Below are 19,844 nucleotides of genomic sequence, written 5' to 3'. Positions count from 1 at the left end.
CGACCAAAAGAAAAATCAATGAATAAATCGGAGAGATTTTTTTGGTGGATGCCTGTGGGTCCTTGATCGGAGCTCATCAACCGAGGTTTTAATATCCTTAAAAAGCATATCTGCCATGTCTCTAGAAAAGCCTTCCCGGATAACGATTCGCATGACCGCGATATTTTGTGCATTTGGAGGCATAAAATAAGCAGGGATCTGCCATCCTTTTTCTCTAAGCCTGTATGAAAGGTCAAATACGGTAAAAGGCTCTTCGGTCTTTATCTCAAAACAGATAACAGGGATGTCTTTGCCTCGACTGATCATATGGAATATTCCAAGGGAATCAATTTGATCAGCCAAATGGAGACTGATAGCCTGCATAGCTTTGAAAATATTCGTATACCCTTCTTTCCCTAATCTAAGAAAATTATAATATTGGGCGATGACCTGGCTTCCAGACCTTGAAAAATTCAAGGTAAATGTGGGAAGTTCACCCCCAAGATAATTGACTTTGAAAATGAGTTCTTCAGGTAAGGACGCTTCACTTCTCCAAATGACCCATCCTATTCCAGGATAAACCAGCCCATATTTATGACCAGAAACATTTATAGATTCGACCAGAGGAAGTCGGAAATCCCATTGAAGCTCTGGATGAATAAAGGGAGCAACAAACCCACCACTGGCGGCATCGATATGCAGGGGAATTTTAACCCCATTGGTTATGGAGAAATCCTTGATGACCTCATGGATTTGTTCAATTGGTTCAAACTCTCCTGTATAAGTCGTTCCTAGGATAGCAACAACCCCTATTGTATTTTCATCTAAATACGAAGCCACATTCTCTGGATTTGTTGAGTAACTGCCTGGAACAACAGGAATCATGCGTGGCTCCACCTCGAAGTATCTGCAAAATTTTTCCCAAACTACCTGAACATTGGTTCCCATAACCAGATTAGGCACAGTGGAGGAATTCCCTGTTTTCTTTTGTCTTTTTTTCCAATTCCATTTCATGGCCAATCCAGCAAGCATAATGGCTTCGGAAGAGCCTATTGTTGAGGTCCCAATGGGTTTTTCATGAGCGGCACCATGAAAAAGTTTGGCGATCATCCGGACACATCTTTTCTCTATTTCAGCCGTTGTGGGATATTCATCCTTGTCTATTAAGTTTTTATCCAATGTTTCGGCTATGAGTTCTTTTGCCTCTTTTTCCATCCATGTCGTCACAAAGGTAGCTAAATTAAGTCGTGGATTGCCTTCGAGCATTAATTCATCTCTTATAATTTGAGCGGCTACCTCGGGTGGCATGCCTTTAGTGGGCAGTTGATACTTTGGAACGGGCTCGACCATATCCCGCCTTGCATACGCTGGGTAAATAATTTCTTCTAGATTGTCGTGGTTATGATTGTCGAATAGTGTGTGCATGCCTTCTACCTTTTTAATTTCTTCTTTTTGTTCTAAAGAGCCTTAGAGACAAAAAGAAACAAGACATTCTTTTGAATATATTAACACAGGAAAAAATTAAAGTTTGCTGGATTCACTCATTAGTAAATCAAGAAGGCCATAGCGTAACCCGCGGATACTGGAGGTAATGGAGTTTGCTCCTAAAACAGATAATGTTGAAAAAACAACAGCCATTCCAGGGATAATGATTTCAATCCGACTTTGAGGTAATCCAGGAACAGTAGCAAGTTTTGTTAAATCATAGCGAGAAAGCTCTTCTATTTTTTTTTGAATGGCATCTGTTCCCATTGCATAAAGATGCGTTTTCAAAAAATCTTCTTTTGGAGATTCTTGAAACATATTTGCCATGGCTGCAACTGTCCCGCCAGTTCCAATGATGTGCTGACTGTAGTTTTTAAAATCCTTTAACTGTTCTTTTAACTGTTTTTCCAAACAAAGCAGCATGTGAGCCACAGTTTTTGTGCCAACAGGATACTCTGTAATAAACCGGTCTTTGATTCGGATGGCTCCCAAAGGAAGGCTTAGAAATCGTTCTGGTTTTTTATCTTTGCCACAAATCCATTCCGAACTTCCTCCGCCCACGTCAAGGACCGTTAGAAGGTTATCCTTCCCCTGAAGGGAAGGATCAGAACTGACGCCTCTATAGATGGTTTTTGCTTCGTCCTCTCCACTTAACAAAAGGATTTTATGACCAAGCACCTCTTCGGCTTCTTTTAGAAATTTTTTCCTATTTTTACTGTCTCGTACGGCACTGGTCGCTGCGGCTATGCGACTACCTACTTTTAAATTATCAGCCCGCATTCGAAGGTGTCGCAAGATATCTAGGGTTCTATGAATGGCATCCTGAGAAAGTTCTCCTGTGAAAAAGAGCTTATCAGCAAGTCTTGTCGTATAACTCAGATGCAAAAGAAAATCGATAGTTTTTTCGTCTTTCTTCCTTGCTGTTAGAAATTTTATTGTATTGCTTCCAATATCATAAACGGCAAAATAGTCCCGATTTCCTGAATACTCACAAAAAGAATTTGACCCTGAATTGTTTTCAATAGAAGGATTTTGCTGAGAAAGGATCATGCAAGTTAGTCATTGTTTGATTTGTCTTTCTAATGAAAGAACAAAGGAAGATACTTTTAATTCCTTGCTCTCTTTTTCAAGCTGTTCAGAAAGATAGCCGATTAAGGAATCTATTTTCTTTAAATCTTTTCTTCTGCCTTTTTCAGGTCTGATTTGAATCCTTTCAAGAGTTTTCAGTAGCTGGCTTAATAGCTTTATTTTCTTCCGGGTATCTGGCGCATGCTTATTGATGAGAGAGATTTCTAAGGATAAATTCTCTATTTCTCTATGAAGCCTGGAAAGATAAGCAGCAACCAGCTGGTCAAGATGGACAGACAGCTCCGAAATTCTTGCTCGTATTTTTTCCTCAAGAGCAGAAGAAAGCAAAGCAGGCGATAGCTCTTTCATCTAGGATTTCCTTATTTCAAAATGTAGCTTTCCATCTTTGAAGTCAACGAAAACATGGTCATGTTCGACAATCTCTCCTGCAATTATTTTTCTAGAAAGGGGAGTTTCGATCTCTCTTTGAAGAATTCTTCGAAGAGGCCTTGCTCCATAAATGGGACTGTAGCCTTCATGTGCCAGATGTTCCTTTGCGCTCTCACTTAGTTCCAATGCAATATATTTTTCAAGAAGCCTGTTTTTAATGAGTACCAGCTGTAAATCGACAATTTGTTTGATTTCGTTTAAACTCAAAGGCTTAAAAATAACAACTTCGTCAATTCGATTCAAAAATTCAGGTCGAAAAACAGCTCGTAATTCCTCCATGATTTTTGTTCTAACATCCTCCCTTATAGTTCCCCCCATTAAGGCCGATTCTGTCAGATACACACTTCCAATGTTAGAAGTCATTATAATAATGGTGTTTTTAAAATCGACCGTTCTGCCATGACCATCGGTTAGCCGACCATCCTCCAAAATTTGTAAGAAAAGATTGAAAACCTCCGGATGCGCTTTCTCTATTTCATCCAGCAAAAGTACCGAATAGGGTTTTCTGCGAACCGCTTCCGTTAGTTGTCCGCCTTCCTCAAATCCGACATAACCAGGAGGAGCTCCAATGAGGCGCGCCACCGTATGCTTTTCCATATATTCACTCATATCCAGTCGGATCATGTTTTCTTCACTATCGAAAAGAGCTTCGGCAAGAGAACGCGCCAATTCTGTCTTTCCTACTCCTGTTGGCCCCAAAAATATAAAAGAACCAATGGGTCGCTTCGGATCTTTCAGGCCTGAGCGGGCTCTAAGAATAGCATCCACTACTGCATTGACGGCTTCATCTTGTCCAACAACCCTCTTGTGAAGGATCTGATCCAGTTTGAGTAGCTTTTCTTTTTCTCCTTCTAGAAGCCGAGCTACCGGAATACCTGTCCAGCGAGAAACAATTTCAGCAATCAAATCTGGGGTCACCTCTTCTTGGATCATCCGATGTTTGGAGCCGTCCTCTTCCGATATTTTTGATTCAAGCTCTTGGATCTGTTTCGTAAGGGTCGGAATTTTCCCATAACGCAATTCGGCCACTTTATTCAAATCATATTCTCTTTGAGCTTTTTCAATTTCCTGTTCAGCCTTTTGTAATTCTTCTCTAAGATGCTGAAGCTCCATAATCGACCCTTTTTCTGCTTCCCAGTTGGCTCTCATTCGATCTCTTTCAGACCTTAATTCTGCTAACTCCTTTTCTAGTTCTTCCAACCTTTTCTGAGAAGCTTCATCCTTTTCTTTTCTTAAGGCCTCCCTTTCTATTTCTAATTGCAGAACTTTCCTTTCCAAAGACTCTAGTTCTTCGGGCATGCTTTCCATTTCTGTCTTTAGCTTGGCAGCCGCTTCATCAACAAGATCAATAGCCTTATCTGGCAGAAAACGATCTGAAATATAGCGATGAGACAACACAGCAGCAGCAACTAGAGCAGCGTCTTGGATTCTTACTCCATGATGGACTTCGTAGCGGTTTTTCAGCCCCCGAAGAATAGAGATGGTATCCTCAACAGTGGGTTCTTCTACCAATACGGGCTGAAATCTTCTTTCAAGAGCTGCATCTTTTTCTATGTATTTTCGATACTCGTCCAGCGTGGTTGCTCCAATACAATGAAGTTCTCCCCGTGCCAACATTGGCTTAAGCATGTTCCCTGCATCAATAGCTCCTTCCGCTTTGCCCGCCCCCACAACCGTATGAATTTCATCAATGAAAAGAATAATTTGTCCTTGCGCTGAACTAATCTCTTTGAGGACAGCTTTTAGCCTTTCTTCAAACTCTCCACGATATTTTGCTCCTGCAATCAATGCTCCCATATCCAGAGCAACGATCCGTCGATTCTTGAGGCTTTCGGGCACATCCCCCTTCACAATTCTTTGAGCTATCCCTTCCACTATAGCTGTTTTTCCTACTCCAGGTTCACCAATCAACACGGGATTGTTTTTCGTTCGACGGCACAAAACCTGAATCGTTCTTCGAATTTCAGCATCCCTTCCAATCACCGGATCGAGTTTTCCTAGTTCGGCAAGTTTGGTCAAATCCCTGCCATATTTTTCCAAAGCTTCATAGGTAACCTCTGGGTTAGGTGAAGTCACTCTTTGGGAGCCCCGCACTTCAGTAAGCACTCGCAAGAGAGTCTCTCTATCTAAGCCGTGGGATTTAAAGAGCCTAGCTACGACGGTTTTAGAAGATTCTTCGAGCATGGCCAACAGGAGATGCTCGACACTGACATATTCATCTTTAAGCCTTTTGGCCTCTTCTCTAGCTTTAACTAAGAGCTCGCTGAAACGTTGACTAATATAACTACCAGTGGTCGCAGCTGTCCCAGTAATACGAGGAAACTTTTCTAGTTCGTTTTCTAGCTCTTCTCGAAGCAACTTTAAAGGAACACCGCATCTTTCGAGAATTCTTGGGACAAGGCCTCCTTCTTGGGTTATTAGAGCTTCTAATAAATGTTCAACATCTACAACTTGATGACCATACTTTGTCGCAATTGCCTGAGATTCTGCAATCGCTTCCTGTGCTTTTTCTGTAAATCGGTTCATTAGTTTTCTTTTAGTCCATTATATGTTTTTCGGAAATAAACTATTCATGCAGAAATATTTCTTTTAAAGAGGGCTTCAAATCCTAACCATAACCATCCAAAGATAAAACATCCCCCTCCAATTGGAGTAAACTTCGCCCAATAGAATGACTTCGATAGAACTAAAGTATAAAGTGAGCCACTAAAAAAAACAATCCCCAGAAAAAATAAAAAGAAAGGAATCCAAAAGCCTTTTCTTTGATTTCCAATAAATAGGAGAGCTAAGACATGAATAAAATGATATTGGACGGCTGTTTTCCACATTTCTATGAAATGGGATTCCTGGACAGCGGGCTTAAGCCCATGAGCCCCATAGGCTCCCATAATAACAGCTAAACCACCTAGAAAAGCAGGAAGTGCCATTTTAATATTGTTCATCGTTCCATCCAGACTGCTTGATTCTAACTAAGAAAGAAAAGAAAAGAAAAGAGATTTTTTGCTTCATACAAGGCCAAGATACTTCCTGAAGGGTGGATTGTTTATGGGCACCATAATTTCAAGTAGGATTATAGAGCTGGACTGCTTCCATGGGCAACCTTTAGGAGGAAATTCATTCCTTTTGATCGAATAGATGAGGAAACAACGATGGGCTTTCAGATTCCTCTTTTAGTTTTTTGGGAACCGTTTTCTTTTTTTTATCTGATTCCATCAAGGAGAGGATTTTTTTTGCTTTCTCTATCACTCTTTCTGGGATTCCAGCAAGCTTTGCAACTTGAATCCCATAGCTTTTATTCATGCTCCCTTGGACCACTTTTCTTAAGAAAACTACATTCTCAGTTGTTTCCACCACAGCCATGGAATAGTTTTTAATTTCAGGATAAAAATCAGCTAACTTGGCTAACTCGTGATAATGGGTAGCAAAAAGAGTCAGAGATTTATTGGTCTTATACAAATCTTCCACTATAGCCCATGCAAGAGATAATCCATCGAAGGTACTTGTTCCCCTTCCTACTTCATCCAGGATTACTAAACTTCTCTCTGTGGCATTATGAAGGATGTTCGCTGTTTCGTTCATTTCCACAAGAAAAGTGCTCTGGCCCATAGACAAATCATCGCTAGAGCCTATACGGGTAAAAATTCTGTCTAAAAGCCCAATTTTGGCTCGTTTGGCAGGAACAAAAGAACCAGTATGGGCTAAAAGACAAATGAGCGCTACCTGTCTAATATAGGTACTTTTCCCAGCCATGTTTGGCCCAGTGAGTATCAAAATTCTACTGTCCGGCCCAAGAAATGTTGAATTGGGAACGAAGTCTTCTGAAGGAAGGCACTGTTCGACAATGGGATGTCTACCCTCCTCGATCTCTATTATAGGTTCGTCTACCATTGATGGCCTACAGTATCTTTTTTCTTGAGCTAAAGAAGCAAGGGAAGAAAAAACATCAAGCTTGTTGATCACATCGACCGTTTTTTGGAGAACAGGGATTCTAAGGCTAATTTTCTCTCTTAATTTAGAAAAGAGTTCTTGTTCTAATTCATTAGCCCGATTTTTTGATCCCAGAATCTTCTGTTCAATTTCCTTCAGTTCTCTAGTAATAAAACGTTCGACATTGGCTAGCGTCTGCCGCCTTTCATAATAGGAGGGAACAGATTTCGCCTGCGCATGGCTTATCTCTATCAAATATCCAAAGACTTGATTGTATTTGATTTTGAGAGTCTTAATACCAGTTTTTTCTCTTTCCTGCTGCTCAAAATCGATCAATAACTTTTGTCCCTGTTCGGACAATTCCCGAAGCTCATCCAGTTGCTCACAATATCCTTTTTTGATTATCCCTCCTTCTTTTATGGAAAAAGGAGGATTTTCTTCCAGCGCCTTGTCAAGCTCTGCAACCATATCTTTTTCAATGGAAATGTCCTGGGCCATGGCCCTTAACTTTTCATCTTGGATACTCGAGAGCAATTCAGTGATGAGTGGGAGTCTTTGCAACGACTCTTTGAGGCTCAACAGTTCCCTTGGATTCACATAGCCTTGAGAAACTTTGGAAAGCAGTCTTTCCAGATCCCCAATTTTTTTAAGGATCTCACGCAGCTGCTCTCTTTTTTGTTGCTGGTTGATCCAAAGGGCTATGGCTTGTTGTCTTTCTTGAATGACAGGAAGGCATCTTGAAGGCTCAGAAAGCCACCTCCTAAGAAGCCTGCCTCCGCCAGGAGTCAATGTCTTGTCTATGGCATGGAAAAGACTTTTGCCAGATTTAGAATTGGCTTGGATGACCTCCAACGTCTTTTGAGCAATGGAGTCGAGCCAAAGGACTTCACTATTTGAGAGCTGAAGGATTGTAACAATATGGGAAATGCTTTGATGAAGCACCTCACTGAAATAGCGAAGCAAAGCTCCTGCAGCACAAATCGCAGCGTCCATCTCTCTAAGCCCATAGCCATCTAAAGAGGAAACCTTAAAATGGGCCATTAAAAAATTTTTCGCTTCTTCTAAATCGAAAGCCCAGGGAAAATATCGATGCACATAACATTCTTGGCTAATCCCTTCAATGAGCTCTTTGCCATGCTCGTTCTGTCGTATAAATGAACATTCGGCTCCTTCAGCTAGGATAACTTCTACAGGGCCATAGCGGTTTACTAACTCCATAATCTCTTTTTCGTTCTCCAGCTGTCCAGAAAGGAAAAGACCTGTTGTAATATCCATTAAAGCAATGCCAAATTTCTTTTTCCAACGGTACAAACTCATGCAAAACTGGTGTTCTTTAGGATCAAGGTTAGAACTATAGCCGTTACTGCCAGGGGATAGGATTCTAACGATTTCCCTTTTGACAAGTTGTCCAGGTTTGGGTTGTTCCATCTGATCACATAAAGCCACTCTTTTGCCTGCCTTGACTAGTTTCGAAACATAGCCTTCGATATTTTCCACAGGCACCCCACACATCGGCACCCCCTGCCGCTGGGTCAATACGAGATTAAGGATCCTGGCTCCTTCTTTAGCATCATCTAAGAACAGTTCAAAAAAATCTCCTAAACGAAAGAGAAGAAGCACATCGGGAGGCAGTTTTTGCTTGATTTCCCAATACTGCCGCATCATGGGAGTCAAATTTTCTTTTTCTTTCATCTTCTCCATTTACTATTTTGGCGAAAGATTTTTAAAATATGTTGTTATTTTAATGTCACGATGCAGATTTATCTTCAACTTTTAGAAAAAGTATTAAAATTTGGGGTCCTTAAAAAAGATAGGACGGGAGTAGGAACCTATTCTATTTTTGGAGATCAGATTCGTTTTGATCTTACCAAGGGATTCCCTCTGCTTACAACCAAAAAACTTCATTGGAAATCGATCGTCTACGAGCTCCTTTGGTTTTTGAGGGGAGACACTAACCTTGCCTTCCTTCATCAACATGGGGTCACTATTTGGGATGAATGGGCAGATAAAAACGGCAATCTTGGAAGAATCTACGGTGCCCAATGGAGAAGCTGGCGCGGTGTCAATGGAAAAACGGTCGATCAGATAGGATGGGTTATTGAACAAATCAAGAAAGATCCTAATAGCCGGCGGTTAATTGTTAGTGCTTGGAACCCTTCCGAATTAGATGAAATGGCACTTCCTCCTTGTCATGTTCTCTTTCAGTTTTATGTCAATAGCCCCTATCTTTCCTGTCACCTTTACCAAAGGAGCGCAGATGTTTTTCTAGGGGTACCCTTTAACATCGCTTCCTATTCTCTCCTTACACACCTCATAGCTCATGTCTGCGGGTTGATCCCTAAAGAGTTTATTCAGAGTTTTGGAGATCTTCATCTCTACACAACCCATGTGTCTCAAGCAAAATTACAGCTACAAAGATCCCCTAGGCCTTTACCAACTCTACAAATAAACCCACATCTCAAGTCCATCGATGCTGTGTGCTTTGAGGATATCGAGCTTTTGAACTATGATCCATATCCTCCAATAAAAGCAGCTGTCGCCGTCTAGTATCCTTCCCCCCCTGTTCTCTGAAGCAAATAGGTTTCTAACTATCTGTTCCTAAAAAGAGAGCTACTAACTCCTCCCCTTCCTGTTACTCTAGCTCCATAAGTACTACCATGAAAGCTAGGGTTTACACTGAAGGAAGGCAAGTTATAGCCTCTATGATCTCATGTACCCAATAAGCTTGATATTATTGTTCCAGGCCGCTTTAGAAATTAATTGATGCAAAGATTCTCTGCGTTAACTTTTTGAAGGAGAATAAGTTCTAAGAAATTTGAAACTAACCATTTTTCTTTGGTCTTCATCCCAAAGATGCAGGTTTAGAGTTCTCAAACTAGAGAGAAGAGTCAGAGTCTTTGCTTTTTCAAAGATGGGTTCGTTTTTGTGGCATTGTTTTAACAAATAATTGGGTATTTGGGGACTTAAATGATGGACATGGTGATAACCAATACTGGCGGTAATCCATTCTAAAATCTTTGGAAGTTTATAAAAAGAACTTCCTTCTAGAGCAACAGATTGAAAATCCCATTTTTTCCCTCTTTCCCAATAAACATCTTCAAATTGATGTTGGACATAAAAAAGCCAAATACCTGCGGAACCTGCAAGAAAAACAATCAGTAGTTGGATAGGAATATATTTTTGCCAACCAAAGAAAAATCCAAGAGATACGCATAGGGCTAAAATACCAACATTTGTAATCAAAACGGATAGCCGCGCTTTTTTCCCTGCGTTTTTTGAAGCAAACCGGTATTTAATAAGAAAAAGAACAAGCGGAGAAATTCCAAACAAAAACAGGGGATGGCGAAGTATTCGATAGCCTAACTTCCGCCACCATGGGGAGGCCAAGTATTCTTTGACCGTCCATGTCCACATATCCCCAACGCCTCTTCTGTCAAGGTTTCCCGCATTGCCATGATGAATGGAATGTTCCCATTTCCAATGATGGTAAGGAGTAAACACTAGAATGCCAAGGAAGGTACCAATGATTTCATTGGCTTTCTTCGACTTAAAAAAGGAGCCATGGCAGCAATCATGGAACAGAGAAAATATACGGATTTGGAAAGCCGCACACAGCACAACAAGAGGCAAAACAAGAAAAACTGACACTGGAAGACTTAAATAAATGAGATACCAGAGCGCTGCATAAGGAATGAGTGTGTTGGCCAGTTGCCAGAGACTTTTCCATAGGGAAGGCTTTTGGTAGGCAAGAACTTTGGCTTTCCAGGAATGGATAGTTGTTTCAGGATTTGTACTGCGAATAGGAATATGTTGAGGAATCATGAGAGGATAGAAAGGGGAAAAGGTTGTTCAAATTGTTCGAAAATAAAAGCTTAATAAAATGATAAGTTTTTTATACTGTGATTTTTATAATATAATTGATATTAAGCGAAAACAAAGAATTTTTCTTTTTTTTCCAAAAAGATTGAACGTCCCTAGGTTATACCATCCCTAAAAATAGGGCATAGCGATCAAAAGGCCACTTTATAGTCGTCTAATCCCATTGCCTTGGAGCTTAAAAGTGGCAGAACCGCAAAAGAATGCACAAGCCAATAGGCTACATCCTGCACAGCTAATGGAAGGGGCAGGAATTGGTAAAAAGAACCTAATTACCGATCCAAAAAGTTAAAGGAAGATCTTTTGATCTGCTTATCAACAAAAAGATGCATGGAACCACTTTCTTTCATTTTTTCATGAGGCCTTTGTGCCTTTATCCATTCATGCCATCGTTTTGCCCGTTCATAAACTGGAAGGCCCTTTTGTATTAAGTCTTTTTCTAATTGGGAAGGATCGACTTCTTTCCTAATGACTTCTAATTTTGCTATTTCTGGAAGGCTATAAGCTTCCTTTTTATTTCCCCAGGGCATGTAGACGTCTATTGTAAACCTAGCTCCTTTCCCATGTTTTCTTATGAGCTTACAAATGCTTGAAGCTGGAATCCTATCATCGAATTGTCCAACCATTTTCTTCCCATTGGAAAAGTGCAAAAGAAGCGTGTCCCCTTTTTTTAAAGCAAGTTTTTTTTCTAAAGAATGGCTTAAAGCAAAGCTGAAAGGACCTAATCTATTATTAAAAGCTCCAATGCCCAAAGCGGTATTGATATCAATCCGATCTCCTTTATAGCCATAGGCAACAATTCTTATAGGAATTTGTTCATTAACCTGATCATGGGAAGAAATCTTGCCTATTTTTAAGCTTTCTCTAAACTTTCTTTTATCGCTCATCTTCCATATATCCTGTAGTTCGATCCTTATACCGCCAAAAGCCCCCCTCTATACTATTTCCTTCAGCCTCCTCTGTCAAACTTGGATAAAGATTGAACTGATTGCTTATAAATAAAATGTAACAATCGCATCTTATTATTACTTGGCTTACAGAAAGCTTTTCAGTAGCAATAAAGTTATGGCTTTAGCTTCACCCAAAAGAAAAACAACGACTGCCACCAAAAAAACAGCAAAAAGCACTTCTTCCAAAAAAGCAACAGCCCTCCCAAAGGGGCAACTTCCAGTGAAAGAGTTGGAGAAGGAGGAGAGAAAAGAGACAAAAATGAAGCTTAAAATCTTGCTTGTTGCTTCTGAATGTAGCCCCTATGCCAAAGTAGGAGGGCTAGCCGATATGATTTTTTCGTTAAGCCGATCCTTAGCAAAGCTAGAGCATGAAGTAAAAGTCATTATTCCTTTTTATTCGGTTATTGACAAATCTCTTTATAATATTCGATTTCTTGGCTCTGCCTGTGTGCACATGGGCTGCAATTGTGAACATTGGATTGGACTGCATGAGGCATCTTTAGATGGGAATATCCCACTTTGGCTTGTTGAATATGCGGACTATTTCAACAGAAGAGGAATTTATGATGAATCCGGTAGGGAATACACAGACAATGCTTACAGGTTTGGTATGTTCTCCAAAGCCGTTCTTGAAATATGTAAAGAAATGGGGTGGATTCCGGATATTTTTCATGTTAATGATTGGCAGACTTCCCTCCTCTCAGTCTTCTTAAAGATATGGCCTAATCTTCTTTCCCCATTTAAAAAATCCGCCTCGCTTCTAACCATCCACAACATTTGTTATCAAGGCAAGTACGATGCCATGGTCCTTCCTTATCTAGGAATCGATTGGAAACTATTTACTGCTGATACGTTTGAAGATTATGGCCAAATCAATCTTTTAAAAGCTGGCATAGTGTACAGCGATTTTATAACGACAGTATCGCCCACTTATGCAAAGGAAATTCTCGAGCCTATTGGTGGGGCAGGACTCTCTGAAATACTTAGAAAAAGAGCAGACACGCTTATGGGTATCCTTAATGGGGTGGATATGAAGGTATGGAACCCCAAAATAGATCCTTTGATCCCAGTTAATTATGACAAAACGGATCTTAAAGGCAAGCTGCTATGCAAGGAAGCACTGCAGGAAAAATTCGGGCTTCGAAAAGCCCCTAATATTCCAATTGTTGGGATGGTCAGCCGGCTTCATGTCCAGAAAGGAATTTCGCTTCTGAAATCCATTCTCAAGGAAGCACTAGCAACTGAAGATTTCCAGTTTGTTTTATTAGGTGAAGGAGAAAAAGAGTTTGAAGATTTTTTTAGAACTCTCTCTATGGAATTTTCAGGGAAAGCAGCTTCCTTTATCGGTTTTTCTGAAGAATTAGCTCATCTGATCTTTGCTGGAAGCGACTTTTTCCTTATGCCCTCCCTTTATGAACCCTGTGGGCTAGGACAACTCTATGCCCAGATTTATGGCACAGTTCCCATAGCCAGAGCAACAGGAGGGATAGTCGACAGCGTACTAGATATTCGCCAAGATTCTAGCGGAACCGGTTTTTTATTTCATCAACCAGAAGCCACTGCCCTTTTAGAGGTTTTAAAAACAGCTCTTGGCCTTTGGAAAAACAATCCCCAATTGATCCAAACAGCTCGTATCAATGGCATGGGAAAAAATTTTAGCTGGGAGGAGTCCGCAAAAAAATACGAAGAGATCTACACCAAAATAGTACAAAAAAAATACTCCTCAATTACCTCCCACAACCCCCACAACCCATACCTCTCTGCATCCCTCTTCCCATAGATCTGGAATGCATAGCTCCCATCCTATTACCTCTACATCCAGAAATTGCGCCCGTGGTAGGCTCGTTTTTAGTTTTTTCCCTGACAGTAGCCACCTCTTGAGGAGTTATCGGTCCTCCTCCCCAATTGGACCGAAGATAAGATAAAATAGAAGCGATTTCATTGTTGTTTAATTGCGTCCTCCAAGCTGGCATATTTCCTCTATATACCTCTCCACCCACTTCGATTCTTCCAGAATAACCATTTAGGACAAGCCGAATCAATCGTTGAGGATCTCCGGTTACCCAAGAAGAATTTTTTAGCGGTGGATTAGATCCTAATCCCTCTCCATTGAGACCATGACAGCTTGAGCAATGCTCCCGATAAAGCACTTTCCCATTTTCTGAATGTGCGGAGAGGTTGGCCAATGTACATAATAAAAGCACAAGGAGAAAGCTTAAAGAGTTTTTGCCCCAATAGACTATTCTTACAAGCATAGTATAAAGAACCCTATTTCTTTCAACATTCAAAACGGGGAATTTCTATAGGCTTTTCCTTCTTTTTTATTCTTTTTTTCTCCTAACCTTGTTATAAAAAAATGCTAGAGACCTATGCGCTATCCCCTTCCTACCGCTTTTCACTTTCATGCAATGATTGATCTTACCTATCCCCTTGAGCCGAGTTTTCCGATTTTTCCAGGACAGGGCTCAGTTGGTCATATCTGTTTCCAAACAATCAAAGAAGACGGTTATGCTTCTAATAGGTGGGAATTACCAGAACACTGGGGAACGCATTTTGATGCGCCCTTACACTATTCAAAAGCTGGCAAATCGGTTGGAGAGATAGAGCTTTCTGATCTTTTTTCTCCTTTAGTTCTTATAGACGTCTCGGAAAAGGCAACCCATAATCCAGACACGCTCTTAACCTTAGAGGACGTTCTACGGTGGGAAGAAAGGTACGGAGCTATCCCTGAAAATAGTGTGGTCTTGATGTATAGCGGCTGGGGAAAATGGATACAGACTCCCATTTTTTACAATAAAAAAGAAGATGGGCTTTTGCATTTTCCAGGATTTTCTCTAGAAGCCGTTCAGTTTTTAATTCGTGAAAGAAAGATTGCTGGGATTGGTGTGGATACTCTTTCTATAGATTGTGGGAAAAGCCAGGATTATCCGGTACACAAAACACTATTTGCAGCAGGAAAATGGGGCTTGGAATGTTTGTGCAATCTTCAGGAGTTGCCCCCAGCTGGGGCGTGGATTCTTGTGGCCACGATTCCCTTAAAAGGTGCTACTGGATTTCCTGCACGAGTCGTTGGTCTTATACCCTAACTGACAATCATTTTGAAAGCAGTCTTGCTCCTGGCTTGAAACGAAAATAAGCCCAAGCCCACTGAATCAATACAGTCAGTCGATTTCTAAAGGAAATTAGAGTAATTATATGAACCAGCAGCCAAACAATCCAAGCTAAATACCCATTAAATCCAAAATTATGGAATTGGACTATAGCCTTTCCTCTGCCCAGCGTCGTCATCATTCCCTTATCGAAATAATGAAACGCTCTTGGTTTTAAAAAATCTCGACCTGTTCTTCTTCCCACTTGACAGGCTACTCTTCTAGATATCTCATAGGCAGCATATTTACCCATCTGAATAGCCGCAGGAGCTACTGCGGGAACTCCAGGTACCATCGCCATATCTCCTATAACAAAAATCTCAGGATGCCCAGGTACTGTAAGATCTTCTAAGACTTTTATACGCCCATCTTTTACTTTTGGAACATCTAATCCTGGCAGATCCATCGCACATACTCCCGCAGCCCATAAAATTGTCGAAGCTTCAATCATACCTCCTTTATAAAAAATCTTTCCTTTCTCGATCTTTTCTACGGGTTTTGAAACCATTATTTCTACACCCATTTTTTCTAAACGGCTGCGTGCTAATGCGGACAGTCTTTCATTATAAGAAAGAAGTATTCTAGGGGCGGCTTCCAGTAAAATGATTCGAGTGTTTGCTGGATCAATATTTCGAAAATCTTTTTTCAGAGCCTTTTTAGAAAGTTCTGCTAGAGCCCCTGCTAATTCCACCCCTGTAGGCCCCCCTCCTACGATAACAAATGTCATGTATTTTTCCCGCTCTTTAGGATTAGTTTCAATCTCAGCCTTTTCAAATGCATTGAGAATCACATTTCGAATCGACCGCCCATCTCCAAGAGTCTTTAGGCCCAGACAAAAAGAGCTCCATTCCTCATGACCAAAATAATTAACCCGCATTCCTAAAGAAAGAATCAAAAAATCATACGAAAGTACTCCCTTTGAACAAAAGAGCATTTTCTTCTCCAAATCTATCCTTTCAATAGTTTCCATCCGCACCTCCACTTCTTGAATCCTACTTAAAATAGAACGAATCGGCACTGCAATATCCGTAGCAGCTAATCCGGCTGTCGCTACTTGATAGAGCAAAGGTTGAAACAGATGATGGTTTTCTTTATCGATTAAGGTGAGCTTACAGGGAAGTTTTCTTTTTTGGATCTCTTTGCCTAAAGTTTTTGCTGCCGTCAATCCACCAAATCCACCACCCCCAATGACAACATGAAAGGGACGCATCTTTTAATATAACAGAGAACCATGGTAACGTTCTAGCAGACTTAATTATTCCTCCTCCCACTGGTTCAATGCTGATTTCCTGCTTCCTCGAGGGCTAGTTTCCCTTAAAAGTCATCTCCTTGCCTTGGTTGAGGATGACCACTTCAATGTTTTTAGCTTCATAGATGGTAAAGACACGTTCTGCGTCACAGCGCAGCAGTCTGTTTTTGTGGGGGATAACCAACTGCCACACTTCACCGCCGAAGAAGGCATATAGGCCCTGATTCAGACCTTCTTATGATTGTTCTTTCTTGAATCCAAATCAGCAATGACCTCTAATGTCCTGACTTATCGAGCACAGTAACGTTCCAGAGAAAAGATTCCCCCCAAAAGCTTTCGGAATAGAAATTAGGACCGAGGGAATCAGTCGAGGGCGGCAAGGGGCATTGCAGATCACTTCGATCTGGCGCTTGACAAGCCCTAGGGCCGTGATCCACGCCCTAAAGCAATACCTTACTATTTTGTCTGCTTGACTATCTATTCACTTATAAGCGAAGCATCTAGTTTGCCAACAACCCATGCCAATAGGGCCTTTTGCACATGCAGCCTGTTCTCTGCCTGGGTATAGATGTCTTCTGCTCTTTCCTTGAATAATTCAGCGGAGATTTCTTTATTGCGATACGCTGGCAGACAATGGAAAACCAACACGTCTTTAGAAGCAACTTTTACAGCCTGTTCGTTGAGCTGATAGCCAGAAAACTCGATCTGTCGTTTCTGCATCTCTTCTTCTTTACCCATTGAAGTCCAAACATCTGTATAAAGAAGCGAGGCATCCTGGCAGGCTTCCTCGATCGAAGTTGTATTAGTGACAAAAGGATTATCGATGGGAGAAAAATAGAGTGGGGGTGCAGCAATCGAAAGATGAAACCTAAAGATTTCGGCAGCCAATGCCCAGGATCTTGCAACATTACAACAGCCATCCCCTACAAATGCAATTTTTTTCCCTTCTATCGATCCCCTTTTTTCTTCATAAGAAAAGATATCTGAAAGGACCTGACAGGGATGTTCTTCGTCTGTTAGAGCGTTGATGACGGGAATGTTTCCATAGATGGCAAAAAGTTCAAGTTCTTTCTGCGAAAAAGTTCTCATGATGATACCGTGTACCATCCTCCCAAAAACTTGCGCGGTATCTTCTATCGGCTCTCCACGGGATAATTGCAGATCTTGACTATTAAGGAAAAGGGCTTCTCCTCCAAGCTCTCTTACAGCCACTTCAAAGGATAAACGGGTTCGAGTAGAAGGCTTTCTAAAAATCAAAGCCCAAGTCTGAGAGCTCAAAAAAAAGAGATTTTTTTTGCCTCTGTTCTCTTTGAATTCCGAAGCTTTTTTAAAAATCAATCGAGCTTCTTTTTCGCTAATATCTTTGATAGAAAGAAAATGGCGTAGCGGCTTCATAGAATTAACCCTTTCTGGTGCCTATCGAAGTGGCTGTAGGTTCTATTAATCTTATCCTTTTCAATTACAAAAGCTTGTCTTTATAACATAGAAAACAAAAAATGCTTTAGAATGCTTTCTGCCTCTTGAATCTGCTCAAAAGAAACGTTCAGTGGAGGCAGCAACCTTATTGTATTGCCGCTTGAAGGGGCTACAAGAAGGCCTCTTTCCAGTAAAGCTATCGCTGCTTGAAAAGAAGGAACAGATAGTTCCAGTCCAAGCATTCCGCCCATACCTCTGACTTCTTGCAATAGGCTTTGTGGCTTTTTTTCTAGGTTCTTAAGAGAAGAAAAAAGATAGTTCCCCATCGCTAGAATATTTTTGTTCAAGCCTTTTCTTTCAATCTCTTCGAGCACAGTGAGAGCCACATGACAAGCCAAAGGAGACCCCCCAAAGGTTGTCCCATGCGATCCTTCATCCAATACATTGCAATATTCACTGTTAATCCAACTGGCTCCAATTGGGAAGCCTCCTCCTAACCCTTTAGCGAGGGATACCCCATCAGGCAGAAGGTTTTGATCAATCATTTTTTCAGCGACCAAACTCTGCCATGCAAGAAACTGGCCGGTGCGCCACAGGCCACATTGGATTTCATCGATAAAAAAAAGAATTTTTTTCTCCCAACAGATCTCTCTTATCTCAACTAAATCTTGTGATGGGAAAACATGCACCCCACTTTCCCCCTGAATAGGCTCAACAATAAGGGCGACTGTCTTTTCTGAAAGAGATTCTACAAACTCTTTAGCTCCTGCTTTTGGTATCGTTCGAAATCCAGGCATCGTTGGACCAAAGCCTTTTTTGATTCTCTGCTGTCCTGTTGCCGCTATGCCAGCCAAGGTTCTACCATGAAAGGAGCCTTCAAAAGAAAGAATTTCAAATCTATTTGAAGACTCTCCATATCTTCTAGCTAATTTAAAAAGACATTCATTGGCTTCGGCCCCACTATTTGAAAAAAAAACTTTACCTTGGCCAATAAGAGAAACAATTTTTCGAGAAAGCTTCCAAGCAGGCTCATGAAAGTAGAGATTAGAGCAATGGATGAGTTTTTCGGATTGTTGCTGTAAAGCTTCACGAACAACCGGATGGCTATGGCCTAAAACATTAACGGCAATGCCACCAGTAAAATCCAAATATTTCTTGCCTTTGATATCCCAGAGATAGCTTCCCTCCCCATGATCTACCACTAGCGGCAGTCTGCGATAGCTAGGAACTATATATTGTTGATATCCATCCAAAATTAATTGTTCTTCGCTAATTTCCTGCATTTATCCTTAACCAGCTAATTTCTATCTCTTCGATAGCCTACCGTTTGTTTTCTCCAGCTACCTAGCAACTTTTTTCTTAATCCGATAGCTCCCCTCCCACTTTCCTTGTGTTTTTTATTATAGGATGATTTCAGTTCCTATCCCTTTATCTGTAAATATCTCTAATAGCAAGGCATGAGGCATTCTACCATCAAGAAAATGCACCTTTTCTACCCCCGATTCTAAAGCTTCGAGAGCTGATTCGACTTTGGGGATCATGCCTCCATGAATAGTTCCTTCTTTTTTTAATGCATCGATCCTCCGCTTATCGACCACAGAAATGGTAGAGGTGGGATTTTTTTCATCCGCAAGGATGCCGCTGGTGTTGGTAAGATATATTAATTTTTTTGCTTTTATAAATTTTGCCATTTTACTTGCAGCAATATCAGCGTTGACATTGTAAATTTCACCATTTTCCCCTTTCGCTAAGGGAGAAACAACAACGATCAACTGATTATGAAGCAGTTTTAACAGTGGATGTATATCCGCTGCAACAATCGAGCCAACATAACCATAATCAATAGGATCGCCTTGAGAAGAAAAAGCCTGCCACTTGACAGCGCTAAAGACTTCATAGCCTGGAATAAACACAGCTTTTGCACCATACTCAATTATTTTCTGGGCTACAAAGGGGCCGATTTCTTTACAAAGCACTTTTTCTATTAAGGCAATAAGGTCTTTGTCTGTTACCCTAATTCCATTGATAAACTTTGGGCTCATTCCCTGGGCTTTCATCGCTTTGTTGATCGCTTCCCCTCCTCCATGAATAATCAAGGGATGGATCCCAACAGCTTCAAGCAACACGATATCACGCAAGGTCCTTTCCACAAGCATAGGATCTTCCATGGCCGCGCCCCCATATTTGATTACAAAAATAGAGTCTCTAAATTTTTGTACATAGGGAAGGGCTTCTAAAAAAATGCGGACTTTTTGCTCAGGGGGTACTTCTTCGCCATTTATAGTATGCATGGAA

Annotated in this window: 16 protein-coding genes; 3 read left to right on the top strand and 13 right to left on the bottom strand. The window is 40.9% G+C overall.

Features of this window, described 5'->3' with window-relative positions; genetic code table 11:
• Positions 1-15: 15 nt before the first annotated feature.
• From QOL44_RS00680 to mutS, 6 genes are all read right to left on the bottom strand, one after another.
• Positions 16-1,404, bottom strand: coding sequence for a glutamate decarboxylase (locus tag QOL44_RS00680; protein WP_009058096.1), 1,389 nt, complete (start codon positions 1,402-1,404; stop codon positions 16-18).
• Between the two features lie 96 nt (positions 1,405-1,500).
• A complete protein-coding gene (locus QOL44_RS00675; RefSeq protein WP_009058095.1) occupies positions 1,501-2,514 on the bottom strand; it encodes a Ppx/GppA phosphatase family protein in 1,014 nt (337 codons plus the stop codon).
• Positions 2,515-2,523: 9 nt separating this feature from the next.
• Positions 2,524-2,901, bottom strand: a complete 378-nt coding sequence (locus QOL44_RS00670) for a hypothetical protein (protein WP_009058094.1) — start codon at positions 2,899-2,901, stop codon at positions 2,524-2,526.
• Complete coding sequence (clpB, locus tag QOL44_RS00665) at positions 2,902-5,508, bottom strand: ATP-dependent chaperone ClpB (protein WP_009058093.1); 2,607 nt, start codon at positions 5,506-5,508, stop codon at positions 2,902-2,904. It lies immediately after the preceding gene.
• Positions 5,509-5,552: 44 nt separating this feature from the next.
• On the bottom strand, positions 5,553-5,924 hold the full coding sequence (locus QOL44_RS00660; RefSeq protein ID WP_009058090.1) for a DUF423 domain-containing protein: 372 nt from the start codon (positions 5,922-5,924) through the stop codon (positions 5,553-5,555).
• 172 nt (positions 5,925-6,096) lie between these two features.
• Positions 6,097-8,601 carry a DNA mismatch repair protein MutS gene (gene mutS / locus QOL44_RS00655; protein ID WP_134373018.1) on the bottom strand — a complete coding sequence of 835 codons (2,505 nt, stop codon included), beginning with the start codon at positions 8,599-8,601 and terminating at the stop codon, positions 6,097-6,099.
• 60 nt (positions 8,602-8,661) lie between these two features.
• On the opposite strand from mutS, the gene QOL44_RS00650 reads away from it, so the two are divergent.
• Positions 8,662-9,456, top strand: coding sequence for a thymidylate synthase (locus QOL44_RS00650; RefSeq protein WP_009058085.1), 795 nt, complete (start codon positions 8,662-8,664; stop codon positions 9,454-9,456).
• Between the two features lie 234 nt (positions 9,457-9,690).
• Here the strand turns inward: QOL44_RS00650 and QOL44_RS00645 are convergent, their stop codons facing one another.
• Positions 9,691-10,731 carry a fatty acid desaturase family protein gene (locus QOL44_RS00645; RefSeq protein ID WP_009058082.1) on the bottom strand — a complete coding sequence of 347 codons (1,041 nt, stop codon included), beginning with the start codon at positions 10,729-10,731 and terminating at the stop codon, positions 9,691-9,693.
• Positions 10,732-11,057: 326 nt separating this feature from the next.
• The gene (locus QOL44_RS00640) at positions 11,058-11,672 is read right to left on the bottom strand and encodes a hypothetical protein (RefSeq protein ID WP_009058081.1); all 615 of its coding nucleotides are present in this window, start codon (positions 11,670-11,672) and stop codon (positions 11,058-11,060) included.
• Between the two features lie 178 nt (positions 11,673-11,850).
• On the opposite strand from QOL44_RS00640, the gene QOL44_RS00635 reads away from it, so the two are divergent.
• The gene (locus tag QOL44_RS00635; RefSeq protein ID WP_009058078.1) at positions 11,851-13,515 is read left to right on the top strand and encodes a glycogen synthase; all 1,665 of its coding nucleotides are present in this window, start codon (positions 11,851-11,853) and stop codon (positions 13,513-13,515) included.
• Here the strand turns inward: QOL44_RS00635 and QOL44_RS00630 are convergent.
• The gene (locus tag QOL44_RS00630; RefSeq protein ID WP_208526794.1) at positions 13,463-14,023 is read right to left on the bottom strand and encodes a c-type cytochrome; all 561 of its coding nucleotides are present in this window, start codon (positions 14,021-14,023) and stop codon (positions 13,463-13,465) included. The genes QOL44_RS00635 and QOL44_RS00630 overlap by 53 nt on opposite strands.
• Positions 14,024-14,104: 81 nt before the next feature.
• Between QOL44_RS00630 and QOL44_RS00625 the strand changes: the two genes are divergently transcribed.
• Positions 14,105-14,821, top strand: a complete 717-nt coding sequence (locus QOL44_RS00625) for a cyclase family protein (RefSeq protein WP_009058076.1) — start codon at positions 14,105-14,107, stop codon at positions 14,819-14,821.
• 7 nt (positions 14,822-14,828) lie between these two features.
• Here QOL44_RS00625 and QOL44_RS00620 read toward each other — a convergent pair whose 3' ends face one another.
• The 4 genes from QOL44_RS00620 to argB form a co-directional block, all read right to left on the bottom strand.
• Positions 14,829-16,094, bottom strand: coding sequence for an NAD(P)/FAD-dependent oxidoreductase (locus QOL44_RS00620; protein WP_009058074.1), 1,266 nt, complete (start codon positions 16,092-16,094; stop codon positions 14,829-14,831).
• Positions 16,095-16,610: 516 nt separating this feature from the next.
• Positions 16,611-17,528, bottom strand: a complete 918-nt coding sequence (gene argF / locus QOL44_RS00615; RefSeq protein ID WP_009058071.1) for an ornithine carbamoyltransferase — start codon at positions 17,526-17,528, stop codon at positions 16,611-16,613.
• Positions 17,529-17,608: 80 nt separating this feature from the next.
• Positions 17,609-18,832 carry an aspartate aminotransferase family protein gene (locus tag QOL44_RS00610; protein WP_009058068.1) on the bottom strand — a complete coding sequence of 408 codons (1,224 nt, stop codon included), beginning with the start codon at positions 18,830-18,832 and terminating at the stop codon, positions 17,609-17,611.
• Positions 18,833-18,949: 117 nt separating this feature from the next.
• Positions 18,950-19,840, bottom strand: a complete 891-nt coding sequence (argB, locus tag QOL44_RS00605) for an acetylglutamate kinase (RefSeq protein ID WP_009058065.1) — start codon at positions 19,838-19,840, stop codon at positions 18,950-18,952.
• Between the last annotated feature and the right edge of the window lie 4 nt (positions 19,841-19,844).

This window comes from Candidatus Methylacidiphilum fumarolicum, assembly GCF_949774925.1.
GTDB classification, from domain to species: domain Bacteria; phylum Verrucomicrobiota; class Verrucomicrobiia; order Methylacidiphilales; family Methylacidiphilaceae; genus Methylacidiphilum; species Methylacidiphilum fumarolicum.
This window is presented reverse-complemented; position numbering and strand designations above follow the sequence as displayed.